This is a genomic window from Bacillus sp. A260 (assembly GCF_009861435.1).
In the GTDB taxonomy this organism is placed as follows: Bacteria; Bacillota; Bacilli; order Bacillales; family Bacillaceae_G; genus Bacillus_A; species Bacillus_A cereus.
Window position 1 is genome coordinate 3,795,270 of the sequence record NZ_CP046398.1, and the last position, 12,361, is coordinate 3,807,630.

Genomic DNA, 12,361 nt, shown 5'->3' on the forward strand with positions numbered 1-12,361 from the left:
ACCTCCCCTTCGCGAATAATCCCTCTTTACTTTTCAACTTTTAACGTTTGTAAGTATGCATTTAATGCATCAATTTGATCATCCGTTAAGTTGCCATATTTGCCAGTCATTTTGTTTCCTGGCTTCATATTTTCAGGATCTTTCAGCCATTTTTTTAAGTTTTCTTCATTGTTTTCGGCAATACCGGCAACCATATCGCGATCCGCAAAGTTTGCTAAGTTTGGTGCGATACGAGCGGAAGGTGGTCTACTATCATTAGATCCAACTGCATGACAACCAATACAGCTTTTATTAAATATTTCTTGGCCCTCTTGCGCCTTTGTTGAAGCTACTTCTTTCTTCCCATCAATCTTCTTCATATCAGCAAGCCATTTTTTGTACTCGCTTTCATCTAAAGCTTTCACTTTAAATTGCATTAAAGAATGTGATGGGCCGCAAAATTCTGTACAAAAACCATTATAAGTGCCCGATTTATCTGCCTTTAACCACATTTTGTTCACATTGTCTGTATTTGTATCCATTTTCCCTGCTAAAGATGGAACCCAAAATGAGTGTTTAATATCGGCACCCTTCAAATTTAAATACACTTTCTTACCTGTGGGGATGACCAAATCTTGCGAAGTTACTATCTTTTCTGATTTATAAGAAAATTCCCACCAATAAAGATTCGCTGTTACATCAACAACGATAGTATCTTTATCAATATTCTTTTTCTCCATCGCACTTACATCAGCAAGTTTGAATGTATATGTAACTGTTGGAACAGCTAAGATTAGTAAAAGAATAATCGGAATAACTGTCCATATAATTTCTAGCTTGTGATTCCCTTCAACTTGCTCTGGAATATAATCTTCCTGACCTTTCTTTTGTCGGAAACGCACAATTACATATAAGAAAATAATAGTAACTACTAGTACTACTCCTACCATGATTGCACTCGCCAGTAGAAGTAAATCATATTGCATTTTTGCTACTTCTCCTTGCGGAATTAAAGTAGATTGAAAGGCTTTACCGCATCCCCCTAACAGTAAAGCCAGCAGTGAAACGAACGAAAGCAGTCGCCACTGTTTCTTCATACAAACAACCCCCACTTTCCTTGTGAATTAGATTGTACTTTATAGTTAAGTAAAGTAAATCTCAACGTAAAGAAATCCAATTATGTCGTTGTCTTAGAAGAATGTAACTACAATCATTGATACAAATAAGATTGTTAAATAATTTAGGGAATAAACAAACATTTGCACGGACCATTTGATGTCATCTTTCTTACGGAAGCCATAAAATCCTAAAACGATCCATCCGATGTTAAGCAGTGTTGCAATTACCATAAATGTTATCCCTAGTCCACTCATATAAAATGGTAGTGGTAATAAACATACTGTCCAAATCATAATTTGGCGTTTCGTAATTTCAAATCCATGAACTACAGGAAGCATTGGAATTCCTGCATTTCGATATTCATCAACACGTTTCATTGCTAATGCAAGGAAATGTGGGATTTGCCAAATAAACATAATTAAAAATAACATCCAAGCAATTGGATGGCCTAAAGATGGATCGATTGCTGCCCATCCAATTAAAGGAGGAACTGCACCAGATATACTACCTACAACAGTATTTAGTGTATACTTTCTCTTTGTCCATAAACTATATAGAACAACATATGTGAAAGCACCAATAAATCCCATTAAGACTGCCATTGGTGTTGTTAATAATAAAAATACAAAACCAAGAAGTAATATGACTAGTCCAAATGTAAGTGCAAATCCTGGTTTATACTTTCCAGTAACCGTTGGACGGGTCTTTGTTCTTTCCATTAATGGATCGATGTCTCGATCAATGTAGTTGTTTAAACAACATACCCCTGCCATAACTAATCCAGAACCAACGATTGTAAAGAATAACTTATCCAGATTGTCCATTACACTTAATCCATTAAAGTGTAATGCCAACCAAAATCCTGTAAATACAGTAAGTGTATTTGAGTTTACAATCCCCATTTTAACGAGTGCTTTTAAATCTTGTAACCGAGTTGTTTCCGGTACACTTGTAACAGCGGACTCATCATGCAGCTCACTTGTTGCATGGTTCATCACTCTAACCCCCTCTTAAAACTTTCATCTTTCTTTTTGCGCATATTTCAAATGAAATAATTCGCTTCTATATAGCAATATTATTACAGTAGAAACATTGTTAACCCATTCTACTACTAATCTACGCCCATACTCCAATATATTAAATCATATTTCCCGAACATTTTGTGAAGAAAACATGAACTTTTTGTGTCGAATATAAAAAACTTCATTCTGACTTGTCCTTATCATAACATGATGTTACCTTCTATAATAAACTATTTTGTCTTATTTAACACGTATTCTCCCCATTTCTTTTCAAAATAGCCTATTTTTCACCTAAAATTTTCCTTAGGAACCCTGTTTTTACACCTATTTTCTCCCCCTTTCCTTCCCCCTCCATTTCTTTGCTATTTTATTATTTTTTATATATCATAGGAACTAGCGCGTTTTATTCTATACATAATGGAATGAAAATATTTCGCAATAACTTCATAGCAGAAAGATGGTGAAAGAGATTGCAACGCTTTATTAAATGGTTAGCAGTCATTACAAGCCTTGATTTATTAATAGTTTTATTAGGAGGCGCTTTAGTTACAAAAACAGGTTCTGGTCAAGGTTGTGGTAAATCATGGCCACTTTGTAACGGTGAATTTGTTCCATCTAATTTATCAATGGAAACTATTATTGAACTTAGCCACCGATTAACATCCGGATCAGCTGGAATTCTTGTCACTCTCCTTTGTATTTTGTCCTGGAAATATTATAAACATGTGCGTGAAACAAAAACGTTAGCAATTTTATCCTTCGTATTTTTAGTTGCACAAGCATTAATGGGAGCAGCAGCAGTTGTTTGGGGCCAAATGCCAGCTGTACTTGCTATCCACTTCGGTATTTCCTTAATTTCATTTGCTTCTGTCATTTTATTAACGTGTCTTATCTTTGAAATTGACCAAAAATTTGATGCACGTTCACTTATTATGGACAAAAAAATGAAATTTCATATTTATGGTGTAACAATTTACAGTTATATCGTCGTCTACACAGGTGCTTTAGTACGTCACGAACGAGCTAGCTTAGCCTGTCCAGACTTTCCTTTATGTAGCAAAAACAGACCTATGCCAACTCAACTACATGAATGGGTTCAAATGGGCCATAGAGTTGCAGCGATGTTAATTTTCGCTTGGATACTATACGCGATGATTCTCGCTATTCGCCATTACAAACAGCAACCTGTCGTATATTGGGGATGGATCATTTCATTTATCCTTGTTACACTTCAAGCTGTAGTAGGAGTTTTAGTTGTATTTACAAACGCTAGTTTAGCAATGGCATTGTTACATTCTCTATTCATTTCTTGCTTGTTTGCCGTACTATGCTATTTAGTTATGTTAGGAACAAGAAGTAAAGTGAATGCAAAAGAAGCCGAATTAACTTCTAAACAAACAAAATAATTTAAAACTAAAATCCCTTGCCAATTCGGCAAGGGATTTTTTGCAATAAAAAAAGAGCTGTATTTTACACAGCTCTTTTTTTATTTTAGTGATCTAATTCAATAAGTAAATCACCCGTTTGAATCGCATCACCATCGTTAACATATACTTTCTTCACTTTACCATTGAACGGCGCTTGAACTGTCGTTTCCATTTTCATCGCTTCTGTAATTGCCATAGAATCGCCTTTTTTCACTTCATCGCCTTCTTTTACAACTACTTTAATTACCGTTCCTGGCATCGTTGCACTAATATGATTTGGATTCTCACGGTTTCCTTTCACACGTTGTGCAACTGTTGCTTTTACACTCTCGTCTTTCACGATAATTTCACGTGGTTGACCGTTAAATTCCAAGTAAAGGACACGATTTCCATCCGGCTGAGGTTCTCCAATTGATACTAGTTTAACCATCAATGTTTTACCCTGTTCAATTTCTACATCAATTTCTTCACCTAGTCTCATACCATAGAAGAACGTCGGTGTATCAAGTACAGATACATTTCCATAAAGCTCAGCAACTTTTTCATAATCCATAAATACTTTTGGATATAAAGCATATGCAACTACATCAAAAATCGTTACTTCGCGTCCAAGTTTATGGAATAATTCTTCTTTTAACGCTTCGAAATCTACTGGCTCTAGTAATTCACCTGGTCTTACTGTTAATGGCTCTTTCCCTTTTAAAATAATCTTTTGTAATTCTTTCGGGAAACCACCGTACGGTTGACCTAAATCACCAGAGAACATTTCAACAACAGATCCTGGGAAGTCCATAGCATGTCCACGCTCTAAAACATCTTGTTCTGTCAGATGGTTTTGAACCATAAATAATGCCATATCACCAACAACTTTTGATGATGGCGTTACTTTTACAATATCTCCAAACATGTCATTCACACGGCGGTACATTACTTTCACTTCATCGAAGCGATCTCCTAAACCAACCGCCTTCGCTTGTTGCTGAAGATTACTATACTGCCCACCCGGCATTTCATGCATATATACCTCTGTATGAGGCGCATTCATACCACTTTCAAACGGTGCATAGTATTTGCGTACATCTTCCCAATAATGAGATAGTTTTTCTAAAGAATCTATATTAACATCTGGTTGTCTTTCGTTTCCACCTAATGCATAGTATAGCGTGTTCGCACTTGGTTGTGACGTTTGACCAGCCATAGAACTCACTGCTACATCGACGATATCAACACCCGCTTCAATTGCCTTCGTATACGTTAATATACCATTTCCACTCGTATCGTGCGTATGCAGGTGAATCGGAATCGACACTGTCTCTTTTAATGCAGAAACTAAATCATATGCTGCATTTGGTTTTAATAAGCCCGCCATATCTTTAATACCTAAAATGTGAGCTCCTGATGCTTCTAACTCTTTTGCTAAATTTTTATAGTAATTTAAATCATATTTACTACGCAGTGGATCATGGATATCCCCTGTGTAGCACATTGTTGCTTCTGCAATTTTACCAGTGTCTCGTACAGCGTCAATTGCAACTCTCATGCCTTCCACCCAGTTTAAGCTATCAAAAATACGGAATACATCAATGCCTGCTTGAGCAGAACATTCCACAAATTTTTGAATTAAATTATCTGGATAGTTTTTGTATCCAACTGCGTTTGAAGAACGAAGTAACATTTGGAATAAAACGTTCGGCATTTTTTCACGAAGATCTAGTAATCGTTCCCATGGATCTTCTTTTAAGAAACGATACGCAACATCAAACGTTGCACCGCCCCACATTTCCGCTGAGAATAGGTTCGGTAACATTCTCGCTGTTGGCTCCGCAATTTGATGTAAATCTTTTGTACGAATACGAGTTGCAAGTAATGACTGGTGTGCATCACGGAATGTTGTATCCGTTAAAAGTACACGTTTTTGATCCTGTACCCATTTTACTAATCCGTCTGCTCCACGCTCGTCCAAAATTTGTTTCGTTCCATTTTGGATTGGCTCTGAATGTTTTAAACATGGAATACGAGCATCTGGGAATATTGGTTTTTCTTTTTTACCTACTCCTGGGAAACCATTTACTGTTACTGTACCAATGTAATTTAACATTTTCGTTCCACGGTCTTTACGTTTCGGGAACAAGAACAATTCAGGTGACGCATCGATAAATGAAGTATCATATTCTCCTGATAAGAAGTTTTTATGTTTTACTACATTCTCTAGGAATGGAATATTTGTTTTAATACCACGAATACGGAATTCTTTTAAGTTACGTTCCATTTTTGCAGCAGCTTGCTCAAAAGTAAGTGCCCAAGTTGTAACTTTTACAAGTAAAGAATCGTAGTACGGTGTAATAACTGCACCTTGGAAGCTATTTCCTGTATCAAGACGTACACCAAAACCACCGCCTGATCGATACGCCATAATTTTTCCTGTATCCGGCATAAAATTATTTAGCGGATCTTCAGTTGTTACACGAGATTGAATTGCAAATCCATGTACAACTACTTCCTCTTGCTTCGGAACACCTACCATTTTGCTATGTAATGAATGTCCATCAGCTATTAAAATTTGTGATTGAACAATATCTACTCCCGTAATCATTTCTGTAATCGTATGTTCTACTTGAACACGTGGATTTACTTCAATAAAGTAAAACTCATCATCTTTTACAAGGAATTCTACTGTTCCTGCATTTAAATAATTTACATTTTTCGTTAACTTCACAGCAGCATCACAAATACGCTGACGCAGATCATCTGAAAGTGATACACTCGGTGCAATTTCTACAACTTTTTGATGACGACGTTGTACAGAACAGTCACGCTCGTATAAATGAACAACATTGCCTTCTTCATCTGCTAAAATTTGTACTTCTATATGTTTAGGTTTTTCAACGAATTTTTCGACGTAAACCTCATCATTACCAAAGGCTGCTTTCGCTTCTGATTTCGCTCGATTATATGATTCTCCTAATTCCTCACTAGTACGCACAATACGCATACCACGACCGCCACCCCCAAGGGATGCTTTAATAATAATCGGGTAATCATACTTTTCAGCAAATTTTTCGACTTCTTCTAATGAATTTACTGGACCATCACTACCAGGTATAACTGGAATTTGTGCTAGCTGCGCTTGTGTTCTTGCTTTCACTTTATCTCCAAACATATCTAAATGCTTACTTTTCGGACCGATAAAGATAATTCCTTCTTCTTCACAACGTTTAGCGAATTGAATATTTTCTGACAAGAAACCATATCCAGGGTGGATTGCATCTACATGATTACTTTTTGCAATCTCAATAATGCCTTCAATATCTAGATAAGCATCAATTGGTTTTTTTCCTTCCCCAACTAAATAGGACTCATCGGCTTTATAGCGATGATAAGAACCACTATCCTCTTTAGAATAGATTGCAACTGTTTTTAATCCAAGTTCCGAACAAGCTCGAAACACACGAATTGCAATCTCTCCACGGTTAGCTACCAATACTTTTTGAATACGTTGCAGCTTTGTCATGATTTTCCCCCTCTACTTTCCTACCACTCTAGAGATAAAATATATACACACCTTAAAAAGCGTGAAGTTCTTCACTTTCCACATTATATTATACTTAGAAAGCTTCACTTTATTTTTATCCATCATACCTTATTTTTTAACAAATGATAAGTTTTCTGTGCAATTTGTTTCACAAAAATAGTATAGCATACCTCTTCCTTTTCTAACAACTTAATTGTATATCACATTAAACTAAATGTGATATATTGTTTAACCGAAAGATATATTAATACATCACATTTAAAACTACTTAAAAATAAAAACACATCATGCTCTAAAGCACAATGTGTTTTTATTTTACAACTACAAGATGTGGTCCATTTTGTTCTTTTTCTTTCATTAATCCATTCTGTTGTTTCTCTTGTCGTTTCACGTGACTAGCAATATTGAGTAGTATCCCCATCGCAAGTAGATTAGCTATTAAGGAACTTCCACCATAACTAATAAATGGTAAAGGCACTCCCGTAAGCGGTATTAATCCAGACATACCACCAACATTAACAAAAGTTTGTACTCCTATTAAACTTGCAATTCCGATTGCAATTAAACTTCCAAAAGGATCGTTACATTTTTGAGCAATCCTGAATGAACGAATAATAATAAGTAGCAAGCAAATTAAAATAATAGCTACACCAATAAAACCTAATTCTTCAGATATAATAGCCATAATAAAATCTGTTTGCGGTTCTGGTAAATATCCATATTTTTGCACACTATTTCCTAATCCTCGACCATTTAGCCCTCCTGAAGCAATTCCAATAAAAGAATTTACTAATTGGAATCCATCATTCTGAGGATCATTGAATGGATCAAGAAAAACTGAAAAACGTGCCTTTTGATATCCACTTAATTTATAATTAGCCAAAAAATATAGAGCTGGAATCCATACTATAGAAGTTAAAACAATTCGTTTAATCCATAAATTAATCCTTACTCCTGAACAAAGAAACATAATCCCTACTGTTCCTGCAATTAACAAATCGGTACCTAAATCATTTTGCTTTAAAATTAAAAACATTGCCATTCCAACAAATCCAAGTGTAAGTCCCGACCCTTTAAAAACAGGTGTATTTGTTTCTTGTCTCCTTGCAAAAAAGCGAGCTAATATAATAATAATCGATAGTTTAACAAATTCAGCAGGCTGTATACCTAATATCCAACCTTTTGCACCATTTATTTCCTTACCAAAAATCAAGGCTGCTGCTAGTAAAGCAATACTCCCTAGCCCCATCGCGGATAAAATTATTCGTTTCCTCCAAAACTTATAAGGTAACGAAGCTACAATTACTAACAATACCGTTCCAATAGCTAAAGTTATTAATTGTTTTTTAAAAAAGTAATTTGCCGGCCAGTTATGCCTCGAAATCGCAACAATGGAACTAGAACTATATACCATTATTACTCCCAGCACACATAAGATAACAAGAGGAAGTAATAATGAATAATCCATTGATTTCCATACTTTTTTCATTTCATTTCCTCTTTCTGTTTCAATTTAATTATTGTTGTATTCCATATGTACATTGATTCTTCCTGCTTTATTATACAAATAAAAAGCTCAAACTAATTTAGTTTGAGCCCCCTTATTTGAACCCGTTATTGTTGTTTGTTTGTAAATGCTTCATGAAGTGCAGATAACTCACGTTCGAGCTCACCTAACATTGCTTTCCCTTGTTCTTCTGCAATAAGACCAAGGCGAACTGCAAAATCGACCTCGCGGGATAGTCCAAACATTTGTGTGTCTAACACTTCTTCATATAATGGACATTGCGGCATTGTAAGATGGTCCATTTGCACCTTAATAAGTCTTAAAATCTTCTCTGCATCCGCTTGTAGAAGGGCTAGTGCCTTTTCCTGATGATTTGCTACTGTCTCAGACGCCAAATTGATTCCCTCCGTTTCCGTCCTACTCTCCTCTATCCTATCTATTAATATTAGCGATAGTTTTAATAAATTGCAATAGAAACATTTTTTGTGACAACAGTGTCTAATACTATTATACTGAAAAGTGGGAGTATAACACAAATGGGGGAACAACAATGAGCGAAATTTTATTTATTAACGGAAAAGTACGTTTTCCAATCACTATTGATCCAACTGTTTGGATCTTTGATGATCGAAAAGTAGATTTGACAACTTACTTTGATGAAACTAGAGAAAACACGTCTGAACTAGAAACTTATTTAAAAAACACTTCAGAACATTGGGATCGCGAAATCCGTGATGGTGCCGCTTTTCCTCCAATACAACAAAGTGTGAAGAAATATAAAAAAGAACAGCTGATTACTGGAACATTTGGTATACCATTTCATCCATTCCTTGCTAACGCTGAAATTTTAGAGGACGCTACGCAAGTTGAAATTGAAACGGTAGATCATACAATGACACTTCCATTAGAAACTGTCAAAAATGCTATACTAGGCTTTTCAAAAGAAGGAAAACCATTAAAAGAAGACGGGCCTGTTCATCTCTATTTCAACGATGGATCTAATCAACAAAATCCAATCCGTAACATCCGTAAATTTACAATTATTTAAAGAAAAGGAGTGAGCTTAAGCTCACTCCTTTTTACAATAAATCTGCTGCTAGTTGAGCTAAATTAGATCGCTCCCCTTTAACAAACTTCACATGACCACTAATACGCTGTTCTTTAAACTTCTCTACAACATACGTTAAGCCATTATTATATTCATCTAAATATGGGTGATCAATTTGCTGAGGATCTCCCATCAATACAATCTTACTCTTTTCCCCTACCCTAGTTAATATCGTCTTCACTTCATGCTTTGTTAAATTTTGTGCTTCGTCAATGATAATGAACTGATCTGGAATACTTCTCCCGCGTATATAAGTAAGGGCTTCTACTTCAATCGAACCCATTCCAGCTAAAATAGCATCTAACTCTCCTGGCTTTTTCGTATTAAATAAATACTCTAGGTTATCAAAAATTGGCTGCATCCATGGTCTTAATTTTTCTTCTTTTTCTCCTGGTAAATAACCGATATCTTTTCCGACTGGAACAATTGGTCTTGCCACAAGTAATTTTTTATATAACCCTAAGTCTTCTGTTTGCATAAGTCCCGAAGCTAACGCAAGTAACGTTTTTCCTGTGCCGGCTTTCCCCGTTAACGTTACAAGCGGAATATCTTCACGAAGCAACAATTCTAATCCCATAATTTGCTGCACGTTTCGTGGTCGTATCCCCCACACTTGTTCATTGTGAAAAATAAGTTTCTTTACCTTCTTCCCTAAGTGATCCACAATGCCAAGCGCAGAACTAGAGCCCCCTAATGCATCTTTCATTACTACAAATTGATTTGGGTAAAAAGGATGATTCGCAATTTCAGATAGAGGCAATTCACCTTTCTCATAAAAATAATCCAATTGTTCTTTTGATATATATCCTTCTAAAAAACCAGAATATATATTTTCTACTTCAATTACGCGATCACTTAAATAATCTTCAGCCTTCAAACCAATTGCATCAGCTTTTACCCTTACGAGTACATCTTTACTTACTAAAATAACAGACTTCCCGTCCTCTTTTTCCTGTTCTTCTAAAGATAGATTTTTTGCTACAGCTAAAATTCGATTATCATTTGTTTTTTCTACAAAAATATCTTGTAGTTGCACAAATGAACGATGGTTCAATTCAATACGAAATGTTCCGCCGTTTTCTAGCGGGATACTTTCATGCAGCTTTCCTATTTCACGAAATTTATCTATTAACTTAGATACATAACGAGCGTTTCTTCCTACTTCATCCATATAACGTTTTTTCGAATCAACCTCTTCTAATACAACTGCTGGAATCACTACTTCATTGGTTTCAAATGAAAAAATAGATAAAGGATCCTGCAAAAGTACATTCGTATCTAACACATAAATTTTATCCAACCTGTTACCCCCTGACTCCACTTTTAAATTTGTAGAACAAGGGTTTCATCCATAAAATATGGACGAACCATTGTTATAATTATATGTACCGTGTAAACGAGGTAGAATCGAAAATCATAGTCATTAAACCTTTTATTTATTCTTTATTCATTTCTATTCAATATATTACTTTTTATTATAATTATTAACGTTAAATCACAATAACCGACTACAAAAGTGAATAAACGAATTTCTTATTTAGCATCTTTATAATTCTCTTATCCCTACTAACACTTCGTTATCCAGCTTTTTCGCTGCCCGAAGATCATATGTTTTTTCATATGTTGGTTCAATTGCAAGTTTCGCTCCATAAAACATAACATCACGCACTTCTTGCACCTTTACTTCTATTACAGTTAATTTTAGAGAAATACCTTCCATTCTATCTGTCAAAATTTCACCTGCACCACTTATAGAAAATACGGATTCATTCGCCATTATAGTCAATACCACACCTGTATTATGACGTATATTTTCCACAATACGTGAACGTTGATCTACTGCAAATCGAATACTAGTTTCACTCACTGCATACACCCAAGAAATAGCACTTACGTTAGGAACTTGTTTTTCGAAATCTGTCGTTGCTATCATAACAATACACTCTTTACGCAACGTTTGTACTAAATCCTCTGTTAAGGTAGGCTCTACTACATTCGCCATATTTTCACCTCCAAATATACTTGGTATATCCTTATCATAACTTATTTTTTGAATTGCGAAAATATTATTTTTTCCCACTATTATTCAAAAACATTATACTTCCATGATATACTTATACTGATAGAATTCGTATTGAGGTGACGAAATGAGAGTCAAATGTATGATTTGTGATAAAAAAGATATGTTAGATGATGAAAATCCTATGGCAAAAAAACTGCGTAATCGCCCTATTCATACATATATGTGCATGGAATGTTCGGAACGAATTGCAGAGCGTACAATGGAACGTCATGCAAGTGGTAATTTCCGATTATATCGTGATAAAAAAATCGAAGATGATTGGTAAAATGTAAATAAGTCCTTACTCATATAGATAAGGACTTATTTATATTTTTCTGGTTCACGATTCATCTGATCCAAAAAACAATCAATGGCTTCTAACGGAAACCTTGCAGATTTCCGTTCTCCATTTATTTCATATGTAATTAAATACATTTCCTCGTTCCTTTCGACTTCCACATTTCTTAATTTATGTTCTTCATATACCATATTTTGAAATAACAAATATGTTTCTTTTGCAGCACTATCATCTGGACGTGCTTCCGCAACTGTTTTAATTGTTAACCAATTATATAGTGCATCTTGTACTGAACGCATGAAAACTC

11 protein-coding genes are annotated in these 12,361 nt (G+C 35.2%); 3 read left to right on the top strand and 8 right to left on the bottom strand.

Features of this window, described 5'->3' with window-relative positions:
* Window positions 1-26: 26 nt before the first annotated feature.
* Window positions 27-1,076 carry a cytochrome c oxidase subunit II gene (gene coxB / locus GD442_RS18980; RefSeq protein WP_000745268.1) on the bottom strand — a complete coding sequence of 350 codons (1,050 nt, stop codon included), beginning with the start codon at window positions 1,074-1,076 and terminating at the stop codon, window positions 27-29.
* Between the two features lie 93 nt (window positions 1,077-1,169).
* Entirely contained in the window at window positions 1,170-2,093 is a 924-nt protein-coding gene (gene ctaB, locus GD442_RS18985) for a protoheme IX farnesyltransferase (RefSeq protein ID WP_001015058.1), read from the bottom strand.
* Window positions 2,094-2,590: 497 nt separating this feature from the next.
* Here ctaB and ctaA point away from each other — a divergent pair, with 497 nt between their 5' ends.
* A complete protein-coding gene (ctaA, locus tag GD442_RS18990) occupies window positions 2,591-3,526 on the top strand; it encodes a heme A synthase (protein ID WP_001188743.1) in 936 nt (311 codons plus the stop codon).
* A gap of 85 nt (window positions 3,527-3,611) precedes the next feature.
* Here the strand turns inward: ctaA and pyc are convergent, their stop codons facing one another.
* From pyc to GD442_RS19005, 3 genes are all read right to left on the bottom strand, one after another.
* Window positions 3,612-7,058: a pyruvate carboxylase gene (gene pyc / locus GD442_RS18995; RefSeq protein WP_000164087.1), complete on the bottom strand. Its 3,447-nt coding sequence runs from the start codon at window positions 7,056-7,058 to the stop codon at window positions 3,612-3,614.
* 331 nt (window positions 7,059-7,389) lie between these two features.
* Window positions 7,390-8,568, bottom strand: a complete 1,179-nt coding sequence (locus tag GD442_RS19000; protein WP_000758411.1) for an FtsW/RodA/SpoVE family cell cycle protein — start codon at window positions 8,566-8,568, stop codon at window positions 7,390-7,392.
* A gap of 125 nt (window positions 8,569-8,693) precedes the next feature.
* Window positions 8,694-8,981, bottom strand: a complete 288-nt coding sequence (locus GD442_RS19005) for an Fpa/YlaN family protein (protein WP_000135694.1) — start codon at window positions 8,979-8,981, stop codon at window positions 8,694-8,696.
* Window positions 8,982-9,136: 155 nt separating this feature from the next.
* Here GD442_RS19005 and GD442_RS19010 point away from each other — a divergent pair, with 155 nt between their 5' ends.
* Window positions 9,137-9,634, top strand: coding sequence for a molybdopterin-binding protein (locus tag GD442_RS19010; RefSeq protein ID WP_001289809.1), 498 nt, complete (start codon window positions 9,137-9,139; stop codon window positions 9,632-9,634).
* Between the two features lie 31 nt (window positions 9,635-9,665).
* Here GD442_RS19010 and GD442_RS19015 read toward each other — a convergent pair whose 3' ends face one another.
* Both GD442_RS19015 and GD442_RS19020 read right to left on the bottom strand, forming a co-directional pair.
* Window positions 9,666-10,994, bottom strand: coding sequence for a PhoH family protein (locus GD442_RS19015; protein ID WP_000358083.1), 1,329 nt, complete (start codon window positions 10,992-10,994; stop codon window positions 9,666-9,668).
* Window positions 10,995-11,240: 246 nt separating this feature from the next.
* Window positions 11,241-11,696 carry a pyridoxamine 5'-phosphate oxidase family protein gene (locus GD442_RS19020; protein WP_000024593.1) on the bottom strand — a complete coding sequence of 152 codons (456 nt, stop codon included), beginning with the start codon at window positions 11,694-11,696 and terminating at the stop codon, window positions 11,241-11,243.
* Window positions 11,697-11,841: 145 nt separating this feature from the next.
* Between GD442_RS19020 and GD442_RS19025 the strand changes: the two genes are divergently transcribed.
* The gene (locus GD442_RS19025) at window positions 11,842-12,042 is read left to right on the top strand and encodes a YlaI family protein (RefSeq protein ID WP_002082250.1); all 201 of its coding nucleotides are present in this window, start codon (window positions 11,842-11,844) and stop codon (window positions 12,040-12,042) included.
* Window positions 12,043-12,077: 35 nt separating this feature from the next.
* Here GD442_RS19025 and GD442_RS19030 read toward each other — a convergent pair whose 3' ends face one another.
* Window positions 12,078-12,353, bottom strand: a complete 276-nt coding sequence (locus GD442_RS19030) for a hypothetical protein (protein ID WP_001258152.1) — start codon at window positions 12,351-12,353, stop codon at window positions 12,078-12,080.
* Window positions 12,354-12,361: the final 8 nt, after the last annotated feature.

Coding starts and splice junctions, on each gene's coding strand:
- coxB (WP_000745268.1), bottom strand. CDS start 1,076: ATGAAGAAACAGTGGCGACTGCTTTCGTTCGTTTCACTGCTGGCTTTA.
- ctaB (WP_001015058.1), bottom strand. CDS start 2,093: ATGAACCATGCAACAAGTGAGCTGCATGATGAGTCCGCTGTTACAAGT.
- pyc (WP_000164087.1), bottom strand. CDS start 7,058: ATGACAAAGCTGCAACGTATTCAAAAAGTATTGGTAGCTAACCGTGGA.
- GD442_RS19000 (WP_000758411.1), bottom strand. CDS start 8,568: ATGAAAAAAGTATGGAAATCAATGGATTATTCATTATTACTTCCTCTT.
- GD442_RS19010 (WP_001289809.1), top strand. CDS start 9,137: ATGAGCGAAATTTTATTTATTAACGGAAAAGTACGTTTTCCAATCACT.
- GD442_RS19020 (WP_000024593.1), bottom strand. CDS start 11,696: ATGGCGAATGTAGTAGAGCCTACCTTAACAGAGGATTTAGTACAAACG.
- GD442_RS19025 (WP_002082250.1), top strand. CDS start 11,842: ATGAGAGTCAAATGTATGATTTGTGATAAAAAAGATATGTTAGATGAT.
- GD442_RS19030 (WP_001258152.1), bottom strand. CDS start 12,353: ATGCGTTCAGTACAAGATGCACTATATAATTGGTTAACAATTAAAACA.